Below are 17,151 nucleotides of genomic sequence, written 5' to 3' on the forward strand. Positions count from 1 at the left end.
CGTCCCGAGCGGACCGCCGGTCAGCACATAACCCAAAGCCCCGCCGGCCGCGGCGCCAATACCCGCATGCGCCTGCGTACGGTTCATCGCACACGCCGAAAGCGATGCGATAAACACACCCATTGCCGCCACCCGTGCAACCCGAAAAGCAATTCGCGTGATCTTGTTCATGATGAAATTGTCCTTTTTATCGTCGATACCACCCACGCCCCGAACCTTTCAATTTCATTATTTCGAAACGCGAGGCTATCTTAAAATCCTCCCAACAAGGCCGACAATGCGATTTACGTCCCGTTACGCTGGATACAACCCGCACGCAAAACGCCGTGGCCTGGTAACAACCGAGCAACGGCCGCCCGAGGCTCCCGGATGTCGCGGGCGCGCCGCACATCGCGGCGAAATCCCGGCCCGCGCTGTCCTCCCCCTCTCGCTAAGGTAGAATCGAAAGACCAGACAAGTCTTACCGAACGCAAGCCGCAGGTCTTCAACGCTAGCGCCCTCGTCCGCTCTCTCTTTCTCGCATGAACACCGATCGCAACGACGCCCCGGCGGTAAACAATTTCATCCGCAATATCATTGACGAAGACAATCGCAACGACAAATGGTCGCAGCGGGTCGAAACTCGTTTTCCACCCGAGCCGAACGGCTATCTGCACATCGGTCATGCGAAGAGCATTTGCGTCAATTTCGGCATCGCGCGGGATTACGGCGGCGTCTGCCACCTTCGTTTCGACGACACGAATCCGGAAAAGGAAAGCGTCGAATACGTCGATTCCATCATCGACGCCGTCAAGTGGCTCGGCTTCGAATGGAACAAGGATGGCACCGAACACCTGTACTTCGCCAGCGACTACTACGACAAACTCTACGAATTCGCCGAGCTGCTGATCGAACGCGGCCAGGCTTATGTCGATAGCCAGTCGGCCGAAGAGATGCGCGCGACACGCGGCTCGGCCCAGGAGCCCGGCACGAATTCACCGTTCCGCGACCGCTCGCCGGAAGAGAACCTGGACCTGTTCCGCCGCATGAAAGCGGGCGAGTTCAAGGAAGGCGAGCACGTGCTGCGCGCGAAGATCGACATGGCGTCGCCAAATTTCAACATGCGCGATCCTGTCATCTACCGGATTCGTTTTGCACATCATTACCGGACCGGCGACACATGGTGCGTCTACCCCATGTACGACTACACGCACTGTGTATCGGACGCGCTGGAAAACATCACGCATTCGCTGTGTACGCTCGAGTTTGAAGATCACCGTCCGCTGTACGACTGGTTCCTGAATCAACTCGCCGATGACGGCAAGTTCACCCGTCCGCTGCCGCAGCAAATCGAGTTCTCCCGCCTAAACCTGACCTACGCCATCACCAGCAAGCGCAAGCTGCTGCAACTGGTAACGGAAAATCACGTCGACGGCTGGGACGACCCGCGCATGCCGACTATCGTCGGTGTACGGCGCCGGGGTTTCACGCCGGAAAGCATCCGGCTCATGTGCGACCGCGTGGCAGTGACGAAGGTGGATTCGTGGATCGACATGAGCGTGCTGGAAGGTGCATTGCGCGATGATCTCGACGAAAAGGCGCCGCGTGCAATCGCGGTGCTGGACCCGCTGAAACTGATCATCGACAACTATCCGGAAGGCACGAGCGAAACGTGCAGCGCGCCGGTTCATCCGCATCATCCAGAGCGCGGCACCCGCGAATTTCCGTTTTCGCGGGAATTGTGGATCGAGCGCGAAGACTTCCAGGAAGTACCGAAGAAAGGCTATTTCCGTTTGTTCCCCGGCAACAAGGTGCGACTGAAGTACGGCTTCGTCGTGGAATGCACGGGCGCGGACAAGGACGAGCACGGCAACATCACGGCCGTGCATTGCACCTATCTCCCCGACAGCAAGTCCGGCACTGAAGGCGCAAACGGCTATAAGGTCAAGGGCACCATTCACTGGGTCAGCGCAGAAGGTGCGTATGAAGCCGAAGTACGGATCTACGACCGCCTGTTCAAAGAACCGCAGCCGGGAGCCGGCGGCGCGGAATTCCTCGATGCACTAAACCCGGACTCGAAGCGCATCGTGCGCGCTTATCTCGAACCGGGCGCACGCCAGGCAAACGCCGAAGATCGTTACCAGTTCGAACGCCACGGCTATTTCGTCGCCGACCGTATCGATTCGAAACCCGGCATGCCGGTGTTCAATCGCATCGTCAGCCTGCGCGATAGCTGGTCCAAGCCGGCTTAAAACCATCGGCGCGTCCCGACGGACGCTCGCACATTGTTGTGGGGGATGCTTTGCAACGCACCTTGCCAAGGCCGTTCGTCCGCGCGTTGCACGTGTCGTGCGCGCTTGCGCCGCTGTTCGCGGCGCAAGCGGCTTTCGCAAGCACGGTCGACCTGTCCTCGCCTACGTTACGGAAGATCGCCGAGAACAACACCATTATCCTCGGCGTGCGTGAGTCGTCGGTCCCCTTCTCCTATCTCGACGCGAACGGGCAGCCCATCGGCTATTCACAGGCCATTGCGCTCAAGATAGTCGATGAAGTCCGGCTCCGTTTGCAAACACCCCGGCTTGCCGTGAGCACGGTGGTCGTCACATCGTCGACCCGGTTGTCGTATTTGGTGAATCACCAAATCGACCTGGAGTGCGGGTCGACCTCTCATATTCGTGACCGCGAGCAATGGGTCTCGTTCTCGAACAGCTTCTTTGTTTACGGCGTCCGGATGGTGGTGAAGCGTAAGTCCGGCATCCGCAACTACGCCGACCTCGCCGGCAAGACGGTATCGACTACAGCGGGAACCTCCGATGAACAGCTACTGCGGGAACTGTCGCTGAACCGGAAACTGAATCTGCGAATCATCAGCGCGAAAGACCATGCAGAAGCTTTCGATGCAGTGAAAACCGGCCGCGCCGTGGCCTTCGTGATGGATGATCCGTTGCTATACGGAAAGATAGCTCAAGAAGGTCCGGCTCAAAACGAGTACATGGTCACCGGCGAATCGCTCGCGCGCGAGCCCTACGCATGCATCATGCGCAAGGGTGACCCGGTCTTCAAGAAACTGGCCGATGACGTGATTGCCGGCATGCAGCGCTCAGGCGAAGCCGAAAGTCTCTACAACCGGTGGTTCATGCAGGCCATTCCCCCCGACAACATCAACTTGCGATTCCCTTTGTCGCCGGAAATGAAAGCGCTGTTCGCCAATCCGAACGATCAAGGCTCCGATAACTAGCAGCAGCCAAGCCTTCCGGCTCAGGCGAGCGTCTGGTGCAGTTCAGTCAGCGACAGCGTGGTCTGAAACAAGCGCGCGAGGCTGCGGCTTGCGAACTGATCGACATCGGCCGGTGTCACCCACCTGTACGCATCCATTTCGGGAATCATCGTACCGTCCCGGCGACGCGGAAAATACGATTCGCAGACGCACTCTTCAAGCTTCACTTCGTTGACGGTCACTCGCACCGCGAACAGATGCAGGTCCTTGTCGCGGCGATATACAAACCGACCCAGATCCTTCAACCGCTCCGCTTTCAGCACTATCCCCGTCTCTTCCACAAGTTCCCGCAACGCCGCTTCCACGGGTTGTTCGTCCGCTTCACCCTGGCCTTTCGGGATATCCCAGTGCGACGTCTCGGTCGCGTGACATAACAACACCTCCCCTTTCGTGTTAAGGATCACGACACCGCACGAAACCGTCCGGTCAGCCATTTAAGCGGCCTTCCGGATTCGCGATACCGCGTGACGGGAAACTTCAGGCTGGCTAAAACAGGTCACTGTTTCAACAATGCCCATTTACCGCCGTCCGGCTTGCAGACGATGGGAGCCCAGGTCTGCGTCTGGCCCTTGGCGTGAGCCACCATGGTGAGCTTGCGGCACGTACGGTCGGCGTCCTTTTTCGTATCCGAGGGCGTGATCGTGCCGTTGATGGCAACCGAATTCCCCGCGCCTTCGTTGTTCCAGTCGAGCGACTCGCCGTCCTGCTTGGTGTCGAGCGCCGAGTGCGCCGCCTGGTTGAGCGCCTGCAAGTCACGCTGCTTCATGTAGGTAATCGGCGTGTTATTGAGAAACCCGAGGTTGGCCGCGTGTGCCGCGCCGCTGGCAAGCACAACACAACCTGCTATCAGTTGCACCGCGAGTCGCACGGAGACGCGCTTGAGCGCGCGATATGGGTATGACATGAAACTTTCTCCCTCGTTGGTATTGACGTTGGTATTGATATTGGATATTGAATTTCGACCATTGCCATCATCGCGTTTCAAAAAAGTCAGAAACGCTCAGGATCAGCGGATAAATCACGATCATTTGGCGTCGAGGATAGCATGAGGACATAAGGACTTTGCAAGCGTCCCACGTCCGCCGAACGGCCATGTGCTCTGATTTTCAGCGCAATCCAGGACTATCTCAGAAGTGTCCGATAGAGGCATTGGAGACGGAAAACTAAGATCGAAAGCTTGTCGACTACGCTTCGATTCCGATCATGGACACCCTTCTCGCTGCCGCCCAGGCGCCCACGTTTTCCGAGTGGCTGTGCATCGCCATTATCGCGTGTGCGGTCACGATGCCCAAAGGACTCATAGCGATGGACCGGATGCTGGCCAGACGGCCTGAGCGGTCCGAATGGTCGGCCTGCTCCTATGTTCCCGACCCGCGCGGCGCCACGCAGCCGTCAATCTGGCCGCGCGTGATGACCGCCATAGGCGGCGCGTTCTGGATCGGCGCGTTGCTCACGCTGGTGTTTTTATGCCGGCAACTCGCGCCATAAACTTGTCGCAACCCGGCATGAACCAAGGGCAGCTTCGGCTGCCCTTTTTTATCGTCGAATATTTCAGGATGTCCGTTTCGCGTATTCCGTCATTAGCTTCGAAGCATCGATTATTCGACGCGCAAACCCATCGCCGCTATGGTCAGCACTATCTCTTCTCGCGCGGAAATCGTCATGAAAAAACTGGGCTTGTCGTTGTCGTTATCAGGGTTGTGGTTTGCTGCTGCGTTCGCTTTGTTGCCGCTGTCGGCTTCGGCACAAGATGCGGCGAGTGCGCCCGCGAAGCAATTGCGGATCGGTTTTCAGAAGGCCGGTTTGCTTGCCGTGCTCAAGGCTCAGGGTTCGCTCGAACAGAAGCTCAAGCCGCTCGGCTACACGGTCAGCTGGTATGAGTTTCCCGCCGGGCCGCAACTGCTCGAGGCGCTCAATACAAGCAACATCGATTTCGGTTATACCGGCGCACCGCCTCCCATTTTCGCGCAGGCTGCCGGCGTGAATTTCGTGTATGTCGGCGCCGAGCCGGGAGGGGAAACCAACGAGGCGCTGTTCGTCAAACCCAATTCGCCAATTCATTCGCTGGCCGAGTTAAAAGGCCGGCGCATCGCGTTGCAAAAGGGATCAAGTTCGAACTTCCTGCTGCTTGCGGTGCTGCAGAAAGCAGGCTTGAAACTCGACGATATCCAACCGGTTTATCTCGCGCCCGCGGACGCCCGCGCGGCCTTCGAAAACGGCGATGTCGATGCATGGATCGTCTGGGACCCGTATTACGCCGCCGCGCAGAAGGCGCTGACGGTGCGCACGCTAGCGGACTACACAGGGTTGCCGAAGCCGTTCAATTTCTATGAGGCCACGCGCAGTTTCGCCACCCAAAACCCACAAGCGGTGCGTGCCGTGATCGATCAGTTGCGGACAACCGGCGCGTGGGTCACGCAGCACCCCGCGGACACGGCGGCGTTGCTTGCGCCGAAAATCGGGCTTGATGCTGGGCTTGTGGAAACGTGGGTACGCCGGGTGCCGTATGGCGCTACACCGATCGACGAGAAGATTGTCACGACCCAACAAAACGTTGCCGATCTGTTCTATCGCGCGAAGCTGATTCCGAAGGCGGTGACGGTGAAGGACAACGTGTGGCGGGACCAGGATGCGCTGACAGCGCGCTAGAGATAACGTTTGATCGCGTGCGTATCCCTGCTCAGCATCATGCTCAGGTTTCGCACGCTCAAGCGTTGAGATGAACCCGAGGTTCTGGTACGGCAGGAGGGACTCGAACCCCCGCCCCTCGGCTTAGAAGGCCGATGCTCTATCCAGCTGAGCTACTGCCGCGTTGCAGATGATCCGGGATTTTACCTCATCGAAAGGATGCGAGGCCTCATTCCGAGACCTCGCCCATCCGAATGCAGTCCAAATCCCTTAAACCGGTTGAGGATGCAGCATGAACCAGCCAAGACAGAACGCGCCCGCGACCACGCAATACAAGCCGAATGCCGCCAGCCGGCCGCGGCCTTCGAAGTAACGCATCAGGAAACGCACGCTCAAGTACGCCGCAATTCCCGTCAGCACGCCGCCGAGAAGAGCATCGAAGAGTTGATCCGGTGCGTGGAACAGCTTCGGCAATTCAAGCACGCCAGCCGCGAAGATGATGGGCGTGCCCAGCAAGAACGAAAACTCCGCCGCTTTCTCCGAACTCATCCCGGCGCCGACGCCCGCGATAATCGTCAGCCCGCTGCGCGAAAAGCCTGGAATCAGCGCGCCGATCTGAGCGAGGCCCACGAGGAACGCTTGCTTGAACGTGAGGTCTTCGGGCGCACGCTCGGCACGCGCGCGCGTCAGCCGGTCGCCAAGCCACAGCAGTACCCCGTTCACCATTAGCGCAGCCGCGACGATCCGAAGATCGTGGAACAGCGCTTCGAGCCGCTTTTCAAGCACCAGCCCGACGATGCCCGTCGGAATCGTGCCGATGATCAGCGCCCACATCATGTGGCCATCAGCGTTTTTGCGGCCGCTGATCGATCCAATAAACCCCTTGATCAGCGCAATCCAGCGCTTGCGGAAGTACCACAGCAGCGCGAGCGCCGTACCCAGATGCAACGCGACCAGGAACGGCAACAACTGCGGCGCGTGTTTATCGATGTGCATCCCGATCAGGCCGGGCACCAAAAGCGTATGTCCAAGACTGCTGACCGGGAACAATTCAGTCACACCCTGGAGTACGCTCAGAAAAATCAGAAACCACAAAGTCACGCGTCGATCCTCTTTCGTTATTAGCGACAGGCACATAGCCGCGGCGGTGCAGCATATGGCCAAGCAAACCGGGCCGATTATGCCGCTCACTAAAAGCAGCGCCAAGCCTTTGCGCAATGCCTTTCGTTATCGAAAGCTAATTGTTTGGATAATCGAATATAAAAGTAATAATAAAAAAAGCCCGTTGTAAGAACGGGCTTTTTTGTGATTGCGTCACACCGGCGTCACGGTCGCAGCTTGTACAAAAACAGCAGCGTGCCGGCGCCAAACGTGCCAAAAATGAACACTCCAAACATCATCGCCAGATCCATATCATCCTCGTCGTTCGGGCAGGACCCGTTGATCTGTGAGAGATCGCCAAGGTCGAAAGATGTTTCATCCGCGTTACATCGTGCTTGCATTATCGAGCCAATGAAACCAGCTGTGTCAGTCGCAATTTCCCCAAAAGGGTTTCCCCGTAGAATTGAGCCGCCCGTTGCCTCATGCCATCTGCACCAAACCGTTTGCTCATTGCCCGTTCGAACACTTGTTTGAACCCGCACCCGCAGTTCGAACCCTTACTCAAGGAGACCACCGACATGTTCCCCCAGCCTGAAGACATCCTGGAAATCACGTTCGATGACGCCGCTCTCGACATCGCGCCGCGCGCGGGCGGACGGTTGATGACGTGGCGCGTCGGTGGCGAGCCCGTTATTTTCTGGCCGGACGCGCCCGACTGGTCCAACTTCGTCAAGATTCGCGGCGGCAATCCGTTGTTGTTTCCGTTTCTCGGCCGCCATTTCGTTGATGGCGAGATCGGCAAATGGCGAGATCAGGAAGGCGTCGTGCACGAACTCCCCATGCACGGTTTCGCGCGCAACCTGCCGTTCGAATATCGCAAGGACGCGGATGGCCATGGCGTGCGAATGACGCTCGTGGACGATGATTTCACGCGCCAGGGTTATCCGTTCGCGTTTCGTTTCGAGGCGGCATACAGGCTCGTCGATGCAGTGACGCTCGATGTCGAGCTGACCACGTCAAACCCCGGTGAAGTGCCGCTGCCCTACTACTCGGGCCATCATTTCTACTTCGCCCTGCCGCACGACCAGCGCGGCATCAGCAGCCTGGAACTGCCACGCACTGAAACCCGCCGGCAACTCGATGACGGCTCGATCACCGACCCAGAAGCGGGCGCAGCGCGCTACGCGCTGGACGACGTCAACATCCTGGACCGTTTTCATTGCTTTACCGGCCCCGCCGACAACCCCGTCCGCCTCGTCACGCCCGGTTTGAAACGCGCGGTGCATTTCGACCTGCAGCGGCCCGACTCAGTACCCTGGTACGCCGTGACGACCTGGACTCTCGAGCCCACATCGGATTTCTACTGTATCGAGCCTTGGGTCGGACTTCCCGATGCCATTCACAACGGCCAAGGACTGCGCTGGCTCGCGCCGGGAAAGACCGAAACGGCAGCACTGCGGCTGAGCGTTTCACCGGCTGCGTGAAAAATACGGAAGGACACGGAAGGAAAGAACACGCGGGATAACGAGCGGCAACCATGGGCCAGGTAGGCCGCTTCTGAGGGCAGCGACGCCGGGACGGTAAAATCGGACATTTCGCCGATGCGCGTCCTGGTTTGTTTGCCGCAGCGTTTTCGGGTTTGTGCGGCGCTTTGCGAGGTTTTGAGTTTGGTAAAAATAATTCGACGGCTGACCTGCGCGTCATTGATCGCAGTGCTCGCCGCGTGCGGCTCTGCGCCGGTCGGACCAGGGTTTTATCGAGTTGAACGGGGCGACACGGTGTCAAAGGTGGCGCGGGCGAACCGGACATCGGTGCAGAACATCGCGCGCTGGAACAACCTCACCGACCCGAATGCTATCGAGGTCGGCCAGGTGCTGCGCGTGGCGCCGCCAGCGGGAAGCGTGACACCGGCGGGGTCATCAGCACCGCCGGCACGCGCAGGCGGCGCGGAACCATCGGACTCGGCGCCATCGTCGTCTGCATTGGTCACGCCGGCCACCACCATTTCGCTTATCTGGCCGACGCAAGGCAGCGTGATCCGCGGTTTCGATGGCAAGAGTTCAAAGGGTATCGACATTGGCGGCGCGTCCGGGACGCAGATCGTGGCGGCAGCCGCCGGAACGGTGGTCTATGCAGGCAACGGCCTGCGCGGTTACGGCAACTTGCTGATCATCAAGCACAACGCCGACTACCTGACCGCCTACGCGCATAACCGCGCGCTGCTCGTGAAGGAGGGCCAGAGCATCACGCAGGGTCAACCCATCGCGGAAATGGGTGACACCGACACGAATCGCGTGATGCTGCATTTTGAATTGCGCTACAAGGGTAGTTCGATCGATCCATCGCGCTATCTGCCGGCACGGTAACGCGCCGGTCAATTGAAGACAGGCACGCTCAATGAAGGCGGGCGTGCCAATCAAACACAGGGAAGAATCGATGAAATTACTAGTTTGCGCCACGACGCTTGGAAAGGGTGCCGCGACGGCTGCGGTAATGGCGGCTGCGCTGACTGCGTTGGCACTCGCTGGCTGCGCCGACTCGGCGAAGAGGACCTATCTGCCGTCCGGTGACACAGGTTTTGCGATCAATTGCAGCGGTGGCGACGCGAGTACAAGCTGGGCGGAATGCTACAAAAAGGCGGGCGAGATGTGCGGTTCATACGGGTACGACGTGGTGTCGAAGGATGTCGACAACGGGGCGACATCGGGCGGGACGGTGGCCGGGATTTTCGGCGCGAACGTCAAGAACCGATCGATGGTGATTCGCTGCAAGCAATAGCGCTCGCGTGTTTCTTGATCGAGCGGCCAAGGCGCTCAACGTGTTCACCCACCATCTGGTCTGCTCGCGGGCCCAGTGAACCCAGCAGTTGCGCGCCGCGCCACCGACCGGACAACGGGTCGATATGCGAAGCGAACACGAGCAGCGAACCCAGCGCGATCGGACAAACGGCGAGGAAAATCCACAACGAGATCATGATCGGGAATCGATAACAGGAAATCCGATAATACCTTTGCGGCAAGAAATTCGCCTAACACGCCGTCAAGTCTGCACTTCTATCGTAGTAATTACGTGCAGCGGCCTTCGTTGACCAGACAGGCTTAATCCTTGGAAACGCCTGCGCACATTGGGTTACGCGTTGATACAAGTGATCACAATCAGCCCGATTGATGCACTCTAGAATACGATCAGCCCGCGATTCTCTGCGCGAACAGTCCTTGCGGGTCAGAAGCCCCGGTGTGCCCGCATCGGGGCTTCGCTGCATTTGAGTGGTCAGTTTGGGCGTCAGCGCCCTGCTCGGGGTTTTGCTCAGGAGATTGCGGGACGCTCCGAGCGGTGTTCGAAGCCATCCATGGAATACAAAAGGCCGTTTCCGACTGACGTCGAAAACGGCCTTTTTACGCGCGCCGCGCTTTATGCAATGCGCGTGGAGATCAATGCGACGCGTGGTCGTGATCGTGCTGATGCGCGCTGGGGTCCTCGGCTGCCTGACATGCCGGACAAATGCCCTTTAACTCGATGTCGTCGCCGGCCAGCCGATACCCGCTCGCCTCGACCTGCGACATCAGGCTCTGGCGCAACTGTTTTTGCTGCGGCAACTCGGTCACGCGGCCACATTGCTGGCAAACGATCAGCACGCCATGCTGGCAATGCGTGAGATCGTGGCAGACGGTGAACGCGTTGATCGATTCGATCCGATGAATCAGCCCCGCCGAGAGCAGGAAATCCAGCGCCCGATACACCGTCGGCGGCGATGCGTTCGGATGCATCGCCCGCATTTCGTCGAGCAGCGTATAGGCTTTGGTCGCGCGGCCCGAGGCCAGCAGCAACTCGAGCACGGTGCGGCGAATGGGCGTGAGTTTCTGACCACGCTCGCGACAATAATCGTCGGCCATCGTGACCGCCGCCTGGAGCGCGTCGGCGGACGAGTGGGCGTGAGACTGGGTGTCGTTGGCGGGCGTGTTCATAGGCGGATTATACGCTGCGGCATGAGGGCAGACTTCGGGCGCGCGGCGTCCCGGCTTTATTGCGGCTGGTCGGACGTGGCCGGCGCGATGATCATGATTGGCGGCGTGGTGTCGGTGGGCACGCCTTTGTAATCGGGCGGATCTTGCGGCGGCGTGTGGTGAGGCACGGTGGCGTCGGCACAGGCGGACAGGAGCAGGGAGCAAACAAGCAAAGCGGCGAAACGCGGCATGGACGGCCCGGATGGAGTTCAGGAAGGTTGAATACGAATACGACGGGTGAACGCAGAAGATTAAACGATATCGGGGATTGGCGAGAGAACGGACACGCTGGGCGACCAGCGCCTTATCAATGGAACGGCGCCGCAAACGGCAAAGGGGTCACGAGTTAAACTCGTGACCCCTTCATTTGATACGTGGTCGGAGCGAAAGGATTCGAACCTTCGACCCTCTGATCCCAAATCAGATGCGCTACCAGGCTGCGCTACGCTCCGACAAGAACGAGATGATAGCGTTTTACGGATATCGACGCAATCAAAACTGTTAGATGCCGTGTCAAACCCGAAGCCGCAGCACGTTTGCCGCCTCTACCGGTCGAAATTGAGACTCAAGCACCGAATCAAGCACCCAAAGGAGACCTTCGATGAACCTCATTCTCTGGCGCCACGCCGAAGCAGAAGACCAGGCCGCGAGCGATTTCGTGCGCCAGCTGACGCCGCGCGGCGTAAAACAGGCGCAAGCCGCGGCGAAGTGGCTGAAAAGCCGGTTAGACGACGATGCGCTGTTCCTCGTCAGTCCGGCCACGCGCACGATCCAGACGATGGAAGCGTTCGGCGACCGGTATAGCGTGGTGAAGGAACTGGCGCCAGGCGCCAGCGCTCAAGCCGTGCTCGATGCCGCAGAGTGGCCGCGCGGCGTCGCGGAAACTGTTGTTGTAGTCGGACATCAGCCGACGCTCGGGCGCGTCGCGGCTTCGCTGATGACCGGCCACGAAGCCGAATGGACCCTGAAGAAAGGCGGCATCTGGTGGTTCCAGCAACGCTCCCGCGCGGGCGACGATCAGGTCGTGCTGCGCGCGGTAACAAGTCCTGATCTGCTGTAGCAAAAGACTGCAACCAGCGACAAAAACGCCCCCAAGGCGGCAAAACTGTGGCTTCGCGGTGACGCTTCATTGAATCGTCATGGTCGCGCCATGCGAGCGTCATTCGGAATACTTACATTGGCTGACATTATTACGTCAGCCAAATCCACTTGGGGGTTGCCAATGCAGAAATCGACGACACTCGCTTTATTGAGCACATCGAATGGACTGAGCGGGTCTGGTGGCTCGAACGTGACCGAACTTCGTCGGCGCCTGCCGAATGCGGCGGAGACGGTAACGGGACAACATCGGCTGCGGGTATCGTGGGCGCATTCCGAAGCTGAATTGCGCGAAGCGCAGCGCCTGCGGTACCGCGTGTTCGCCGACGAAATGGGCGCGCAACTCAAGGGTCCGGCGGGCCTGGACGTAGACGCGTTCGATGCCTTTTGCGACCACTTGCTGGTGCGCGACCTGAACACGTTGAAGGTAGTAGGAACGTACCGGGTATTGCCCCCGCATCAGGCGGCGCGGGCCGGACGCCTGTATGCCGAGAGCGAATTCGATGTGTCCCGCCTCGCGCACTTGCGCCCGAAGCTGGTGGAACTCGGCCGCTCGTGCGTGCATGCGGACTACCGCAGCGGTGGAGTGATCATGTCTTTGTGGGGTGGCCTGGCCGCGTACATGAAGCAGAACGGCTACGAGACCATGTTAGGTTGCGCGAGCGTCGCGATGGCGGACGGTGGCCACTACGCCGCCGACCTTTACGAGGGGTTGGAAAAAGAAGCGCTGACATCGCCGGAATACCGGGCGTTTGCGCATACGCCGTTGCCGGTGCAGGAACTGCGCACGGGCGCGACGGTAGCGCCGCCGCCTTTGCTGAAGGGCTATTTGCGCCTGGGTGCGAAAATCTGCGGCGCGCCGGCGTGGGACCCCGATTTCAATACAGCGGACTTTTTGACCTTGCTGCGTATATCGGAGATAGGGGACCGCTACGCGCGTCACTTCATGGCTGACTGACAACAAGAAAAGCGCGCCAGCAATAACGATCAGATCAACCCGCTGGCGCGACGCACTCACCACGCGCGGCGGGAATTTTATTCACACGCAAGAATAGATTCGAAGTCCGTACTATTTACGCACGGCGAGATAATCGACGAGACACGTGGGGGCCACAAGCAGCCCCCACACTCGCCCATCAAACACCCGTATAAACCACCCGATACGGCTTGCCGATCTTCTCCCACTCAGCCGCTTCCTGAACGAGGCTGTAGTCGGTGAGCGGATTGAGCGCGACCCAATCGTTGGGCAGGCGTACATCGAACCCGCCGTTGGCCAGCGAGACCTGAATGGCGGGAAACCCGACATCCGCCCGCCGCCGGCAAAGCAGCGCCGCCAGCCGCAGACAAAACAGCAAGGTCCAGTCGACATCGCGGGCCTGCGAAAGCTTGCCCAACTTGCCCACATGCCCAAGCACCAGGCCGGCTAACCTCGCCTGATCGGTCCTCGAAAACCCGGGCATATCCGCATGACTCGCGATATACGCAGAATGCTTGTGATAAGCGCTATGCGAGATGGAAAGCCCGATTTCGTGCAAGGCCGCCGCCCATCCCAGGAACATGCGATTTTCCGTCCGCCGTTCCGGATCCATATCGACGGCTTCGAGCTGTTCGTAGAAACTGATCGCCAGCTCGGCAATACGGTCCGACTGCTCGCCATCCACCGCATAGCGCCGCTTGAACCCTTCCACCGTCACCGTGCGCATGTCCTGATGCTGCGTACGCCCCAGCAGGTCATACAGCACGCCGAGCCGCAGCGCGCCATCAGTGGTATCGACGTATTCAATCCCCAGTTCCTCGAACACGCCGAGCATGATCGACAAACCGCCCGCGAGCACCGGAATCCGGTCAGCCTTCAACGCGATCAACTTCAGCCGGTTCACATTCTCGGCCTTGATCAGCGCCCTCTTCAGCCGCTCCAGCCCGCCGCGTGAAATGCCGTGGGTGATGCCGGGATCGTTGAAACCATTCGCTTCGATCAACTCGGCCAGCGCGCGCGCCGTACCCGACGATCCAATTGCCTGATCCCAGCCCGTCTGTTTGTATTCACTCGAGATAATCTCGATTTCGCGCTTGGCGGCGAGTTCGGCTTGCCGCATTGAATATTCATCGACATTACCGGCTGCGAAAAACTGCCGGCTATGACTCACGCAGCCTATATACAGGCTCTCCATGTGAATGGGGGTATAGTGCGAGCCGATAATAAATTCCGTCGATCCGCCGCCGATATCCACCACCAGCCGCTTGCCCGCGCTCGCCGGCACCGAGTGCGCAGCGCCCGCATAAATCAGGCGCGCCTCTTCACGGCCGGCAATCACTTCAATCGGGAATCCGAGCGCGTTTTGCGCTTCGGCCAGGAATTCGTCGGCGTTCTTGGCGACGCGCAGCGTGTTGGTTGCGACTGCGCGCACGTGATCGGGATGGAAGTCCCGCAGCCGTTCCCCAAAGCGTTTCAGCGCGTCCCAGCCCCGCAGTTGCGAGGCGCGGTCCAGGTACTTGTCGCGCGACAGGCCCGCCGCAAGCCGCACAGGTTCGCGTAGCGCGTCGACCTGATAGATCGGGCTGCCAGAGGGCGTCTCCTCGACGCGTCCGACGATCAGCCTGAAGCTGTTCGATCCGAGATCTACGGCTGCCAAAAGATGAGGGGGGTTGACCATCGATTTTCCAGGTTCCGTAGGGTTGTGCCCGCGAGCGCCTTGCAGCTCCCAAGCGGTGCGGACAGCATTTGAACACGCCGGGGCCGCAACAGCGCGCCAATTTTAAGTCCAAGCGGACCACTGTGCTGGTCTGGCGAATAATCCAGCGCGGCAAATTGCGCCAACGAATCGATTTCGATTATCAGACTCAACAGGGCAAACCTCGCCAGAATCAACCTTACCGGAGACGTGCGTTAGATTTATGACACGACGATTTCACAAAAACGTCATCATACTGTGGTGCATTCCGAGCGATCCTTGCACATTCCGCTTTTTTTGACTGCCAATACTATCGATGTCCTTACGCTATCCCCTTCTTAATCGCGAACTGGGCATTCTGGGTTTTAACGAACGTGTATTGTCGCAAGCCGCCGATACCGCCGTTCCACTGCTCGAACGACTCCGCTTCATCTGTATTACCAGCAGCAACCTGGACGAATTCTTTGAAGTCCGCATGGCGGGCATGCAGGAACAGATGCGCGACAACCCGGGCTCGCTCTCGCCGGACGGCATGTCGCTGCAGCATGTGTACGACCTCGTGGTCGAACGCGCGCATCGGCTGGTCCATCAGCAATACGTGATGCTTCAGAAGACCGTGTTTCCCGCGCTGGAAAGTGAGGGAATCTACTTTCACGGCGTTGAGTCATGGAGCGAAGCGCAGACCGACTGGGCGCGCGATTATTTTCAGAACGAGTTGCTGCCGGTGCTGACGCCGATCGGCCTGGACCCCGCGCATCCGTTTCCGCGCGTGCTGAACAAGAGCCTGAACTTCGTGGTCGAACTGGAGGGCAAGGACGCGTTCGGCCGCCAGGCGATGATGGGCATCGTGCAGGCGCCGCGCGCGCTGCCACGGCTCGTGCGCATGCCCGAGGCGCTGTCGGGCTACCCGCACGGGTTCGTGCTGCTGAGCTCACTGATGCAGCATTTTGTCGACGCGCTGTTTCCCCACCTGATCGTGCGCAGTTGCAACCAGTTCCGCATCACCCGCAACAGCGAATTGTTCGTCGATGAAGACGAAATCACCAACTTGCGCGTGGCGCTGCAGGGCGAACTTCCCGCGCGGCACCTGGGCAACGCGGTGCGTCTGGAAGTGTCGGCTGAAACGCCGCCGCACATGATCCGGCGACTGCTAGACGAGAGCGAACTGAACGACCGCGATTGTTATCGCGTGAACGGGCCGGTCAATCTCGTACGCCTGATGCAGTTGCCCGAGATGGTCGACCGGCCGGACCTGAAGTTCGTGCCGCATATTCCGGCGGTGCCGAAGGCTATCGCGGCAGCATCGAACATGTTCGATGCCATCGATCAGGGCGACATCCTCCTGCACCATCCGTACGAGAGCTTTCAGCCCGTGCTCGAGTTGCTGCTGCAGGCGGCCAAGGACCCGCAGGTGGTGGCGATCAAGCAAACAATCTATCGGACCGGCACCGACTCGCCGCTGATGGATGCGCTGATGCAAGCCGCGCGAAACGGCAAGGAAGTCACCGTGGTGGTGGAACTGCTTGCGCGCTTCGACGAAGAAACGAATATGAACTGGGCGTCGCAGCTTGAAGCCGTGGGCGCGCACGTGGTGTACGGCGTCGTCGGCCACAAATGCCACGCGAAAATGATGCTGATCGTGCGGCGCGTTGCACAGGGCGGCAAGATGGTGCTCAGGCGTTATGTGCACCTGGGTACGGGTAACTATCACCCGCGTACCGCACGTCTTTATACCGATTTCGCCGTGATGACCTCGGATCAGCAAGTCTGCGAAGACGTGCATCACGTGTTTCAGCAACTCACCGGCATTGGCGGCGAATTGCACCTGCATCAACTCTGGCAAGCGCCTTTTACACTGTGCCCGAATCTGATCCAGGCCATTCGTGCTGAAGCCGATAACGCGCGTGCGGGTAAGAAAGCGCGAATTGTCGCCAAGATGAATGCGCTGCTTGAACCGACGGTGATTATCGAGTTGTATGAGGCGTCTCAGGCTGGCGTGAAGATCGACCTGATCGTGCGTGGCGTCTGCGCGTTGAAACCCGGGGTGGAAGACCTGTCCGAGAACATTACGGTGCGCTCCATCGTCGGACGTTTCCTCGAACATCACCGCATCTTTTACTTTTACGCGGGCGGAGAAGAGAAGGTGTATTTGTCGAGCGCGGACTGGATGGACCGCAACCTCTTCCGTCGCGTGGAAGTGGCATTTCCCGTGAACGACCGGCGCCTGAAACGGCGCGTGATTGCCGAAGGACTGTCCGTGTTTCTCGGCGACAACCAGGCGGCATGGCTCATGCAAAGCGACGGGCATTACAAGCGGCGACGCCCCGGCAAGTCGATGCGCAATGCGCAATTGGGTTTGCTTGCGAAGTTCTGCCCTTGATGCACTGACTGA

The 17,151-nt window shown here is 59.4% G+C and carries 17 protein-coding genes, 2 tRNA genes and 1 pseudogene; 10 read left to right on the forward strand and 10 right to left on the reverse strand.

Features of this window, described 5'->3' with window-relative positions; all coding sequences use genetic code 11:
* A pseudogene (locus FH08_RS54515) lies at positions 1 to 123 on the reverse strand (ornithine acetyltransferase); the annotation flags it as partial.
* 398 nt (positions 124 to 521) lie between these two features.
* Here FH08_RS54515 and FH08_RS0138065 point away from each other — a divergent pair.
* Together FH08_RS0138065 and FH08_RS0138070 are read left to right on the forward strand one after the other, a co-directional pair.
* The gene (locus tag FH08_RS0138065; RefSeq protein ID WP_031363369.1) at positions 522 to 2,231 is read left to right on the forward strand and encodes a glutamine--tRNA ligase/YqeY domain fusion protein; all 1,710 of its coding nucleotides are present in this window, start codon (positions 522 to 524) and stop codon (positions 2,229 to 2,231) included.
* A gap of 50 nt (positions 2,232 to 2,281) precedes the next feature.
* Entirely contained in the window at positions 2,282 to 3,217 is a 936-nt protein-coding gene (locus FH08_RS0138070; RefSeq protein WP_075583436.1) for a transporter substrate-binding domain-containing protein, read from the forward strand.
* A 20-nt stretch (positions 3,218 to 3,237) separates the two neighbouring features.
* Here FH08_RS0138070 and FH08_RS0138075 read toward each other — a convergent pair whose 3' ends face one another.
* Positions 3,238 to 3,690, reverse strand: a complete 453-nt coding sequence (locus tag FH08_RS0138075; RefSeq protein ID WP_031363371.1) for an NUDIX domain-containing protein — start codon at positions 3,688 to 3,690, stop codon at positions 3,238 to 3,240.
* 62 nt (positions 3,691 to 3,752) lie between these two features.
* On the reverse strand, positions 3,753 to 4,160 hold the full coding sequence (locus FH08_RS0138080; protein WP_031363372.1) for an RT0821/Lpp0805 family surface protein: 408 nt from the start codon (positions 4,158 to 4,160) through the stop codon (positions 3,753 to 3,755).
* Positions 4,161 to 4,459: 299 nt separating this feature from the next.
* Between FH08_RS0138080 and FH08_RS0138085 the strand changes: the two genes are divergently transcribed.
* Together FH08_RS0138085 and FH08_RS0138090 are read left to right on the forward strand one after the other, a co-directional pair.
* Positions 4,460 to 4,744, forward strand: a complete 285-nt coding sequence (locus FH08_RS0138085) for a hypothetical protein (protein ID WP_031363373.1) — start codon at positions 4,460 to 4,462, stop codon at positions 4,742 to 4,744.
* A 174-nt stretch (positions 4,745 to 4,918) separates the two neighbouring features.
* Positions 4,919 to 5,905: a sulfonate ABC transporter substrate-binding protein gene (locus tag FH08_RS0138090; RefSeq protein WP_051888861.1), complete on the forward strand. Its 987-nt coding sequence runs from the start codon at positions 4,919 to 4,921 to the stop codon at positions 5,903 to 5,905.
* Between the two features lie 85 nt (positions 5,906 to 5,990).
* Here the strand turns inward: FH08_RS0138090 and FH08_RS0138095 are convergent.
* A tRNA-Arg gene (locus FH08_RS0138095) sits at positions 5,991 to 6,067 on the reverse strand.
* An 87-nt stretch (positions 6,068 to 6,154) separates the two neighbouring features.
* Complete coding sequence (locus FH08_RS0138100; protein WP_031363375.1) at positions 6,155 to 6,985, reverse strand: undecaprenyl-diphosphate phosphatase; 831 nt, start codon at positions 6,983 to 6,985, stop codon at positions 6,155 to 6,157.
* A gap of 578 nt (positions 6,986 to 7,563) precedes the next feature.
* Here FH08_RS0138100 and FH08_RS0138110 point away from each other — a divergent pair.
* From FH08_RS0138110 to FH08_RS0138120, 3 genes are all read left to right on the forward strand, one after another.
* Positions 7,564 to 8,469, forward strand: coding sequence for an aldose epimerase (locus FH08_RS0138110; protein WP_031363376.1), 906 nt, complete (start codon positions 7,564 to 7,566; stop codon positions 8,467 to 8,469).
* Between the two features lie 183 nt (positions 8,470 to 8,652).
* Positions 8,653 to 9,351 (forward strand): peptidoglycan DD-metalloendopeptidase family protein, encoded by a 699-nt coding sequence (locus FH08_RS0138115; protein ID WP_031363377.1) that lies wholly within the window; start codon positions 8,653 to 8,655, stop codon positions 9,349 to 9,351.
* Between the two features lie 127 nt (positions 9,352 to 9,478).
* A complete protein-coding gene (locus tag FH08_RS0138120; protein ID WP_152603030.1) occupies positions 9,479 to 9,763 on the forward strand; it encodes a hypothetical protein in 285 nt (94 codons plus the stop codon).
* On the opposite strand, the gene FH08_RS52250 is transcribed toward FH08_RS0138120, so the two are convergent.
* From FH08_RS52250 to FH08_RS0138135, 4 genes are all read right to left on the reverse strand, one after another.
* Positions 9,726 to 9,959, reverse strand: a complete 234-nt coding sequence (locus tag FH08_RS52250; RefSeq protein WP_152603027.1) for a hypothetical protein — start codon at positions 9,957 to 9,959, stop codon at positions 9,726 to 9,728. The genes FH08_RS0138120 and FH08_RS52250 overlap by 38 nt on opposite strands.
* 457 nt (positions 9,960 to 10,416) lie before the next feature.
* Entirely contained in the window at positions 10,417 to 10,950 is a 534-nt protein-coding gene (locus FH08_RS0138125) for a Fur family transcriptional regulator (protein WP_035568419.1), read from the reverse strand.
* Between the two features lie 56 nt (positions 10,951 to 11,006).
* Complete coding sequence (locus FH08_RS53065; RefSeq protein WP_200878853.1) at positions 11,007 to 11,180, reverse strand: hypothetical protein; 174 nt, start codon at positions 11,178 to 11,180, stop codon at positions 11,007 to 11,009.
* 184 nt (positions 11,181 to 11,364) lie between these two features.
* A tRNA-Pro gene (locus tag FH08_RS0138135) sits at positions 11,365 to 11,441 on the reverse strand.
* A 149-nt stretch (positions 11,442 to 11,590) separates the two neighbouring features.
* Between FH08_RS0138135 and sixA the strand changes: the two genes are divergently transcribed.
* Positions 11,591 to 12,049: a phosphohistidine phosphatase SixA gene (gene sixA / locus FH08_RS0138140; protein ID WP_031363380.1), complete on the forward strand. Its 459-nt coding sequence runs from the start codon at positions 11,591 to 11,593 to the stop codon at positions 12,047 to 12,049.
* A gap of 162 nt (positions 12,050 to 12,211) precedes the next feature.
* Positions 12,212 to 13,045 (forward strand): GNAT family N-acetyltransferase, encoded by an 834-nt coding sequence (locus tag FH08_RS0138145; RefSeq protein ID WP_081889715.1) that lies wholly within the window; start codon positions 12,212 to 12,214, stop codon positions 13,043 to 13,045.
* Positions 13,046 to 13,223: 178 nt separating this feature from the next.
* Here the strand turns inward: FH08_RS0138145 and ppx are convergent, their stop codons facing one another.
* The gene (ppx, locus tag FH08_RS0138150; protein ID WP_031363382.1) at positions 13,224 to 14,741 is read right to left on the reverse strand and encodes an exopolyphosphatase; all 1,518 of its coding nucleotides are present in this window, start codon (positions 14,739 to 14,741) and stop codon (positions 13,224 to 13,226) included.
* Positions 14,742 to 15,075: 334 nt separating this feature from the next.
* Between ppx and ppk1 the strand changes: the two genes are divergently transcribed.
* A complete protein-coding gene (ppk1, locus tag FH08_RS0138155) occupies positions 15,076 to 17,139 on the forward strand; it encodes a polyphosphate kinase 1 (RefSeq protein ID WP_031363383.1) in 2,064 nt (687 codons plus the stop codon).
* The last annotated feature ends 12 nt before the right edge of the window (positions 17,140 to 17,151 follow it).

The organism is Caballeronia sordidicola (assembly GCF_000729995.1).
Classification (GTDB): Bacteria; Pseudomonadota; Gammaproteobacteria; order Burkholderiales; family Burkholderiaceae; genus Caballeronia; species Caballeronia sordidicola_A.

Coding starts and splice junctions, on each gene's coding strand:
- FH08_RS0138065 (WP_031363369.1), top strand. CDS start 522: ATGAACACCGATCGCAACGACGCCCCGGCGGTAAACAATTTCATCCGC.
- FH08_RS0138075 (WP_031363371.1), bottom strand. CDS start 3,690: ATGGCTGACCGGACGGTTTCGTGCGGTGTCGTGATCCTTAACACGAAA.
- FH08_RS0138080 (WP_031363372.1), bottom strand. CDS start 4,160: ATGTCATACCCATATCGCGCGCTCAAGCGCGTCTCCGTGCGACTCGCG.
- FH08_RS0138085 (WP_031363373.1), top strand. CDS start 4,460: ATGGACACCCTTCTCGCTGCCGCCCAGGCGCCCACGTTTTCCGAGTGG.
- FH08_RS0138090 (WP_051888861.1), top strand. CDS start 4,919: ATGAAAAAACTGGGCTTGTCGTTGTCGTTATCAGGGTTGTGGTTTGCT.
- FH08_RS0138110 (WP_031363376.1), top strand. CDS start 7,564: ATGTTCCCCCAGCCTGAAGACATCCTGGAAATCACGTTCGATGACGCC.
- FH08_RS0138120 (WP_152603030.1), top strand. CDS start 9,479: ATGGCGGCTGCGCTGACTGCGTTGGCACTCGCTGGCTGCGCCGACTCG.
- FH08_RS52250 (WP_152603027.1), bottom strand. CDS start 9,959: ATGATCTCGTTGTGGATTTTCCTCGCCGTTTGTCCGATCGCGCTGGGT.
- FH08_RS0138125 (WP_035568419.1), bottom strand. CDS start 10,950: ATGAACACGCCCGCCAACGACACCCAGTCTCACGCCCACTCGTCCGCC.
- FH08_RS53065 (WP_200878853.1), bottom strand. CDS start 11,180: ATGCCGCGTTTCGCCGCTTTGCTTGTTTGCTCCCTGCTCCTGTCCGCC.
- sixA (WP_031363380.1), top strand. CDS start 11,591: ATGAACCTCATTCTCTGGCGCCACGCCGAAGCAGAAGACCAGGCCGCG.
- FH08_RS0138145 (WP_081889715.1), top strand. CDS start 12,212: ATGCAGAAATCGACGACACTCGCTTTATTGAGCACATCGAATGGACTG.
- ppx (WP_031363382.1), bottom strand. CDS start 14,741: ATGGTCAACCCCCCTCATCTTTTGGCAGCCGTAGATCTCGGATCGAAC.
- ppk1 (WP_031363383.1), top strand. CDS start 15,076: ATGTCCTTACGCTATCCCCTTCTTAATCGCGAACTGGGCATTCTGGGT.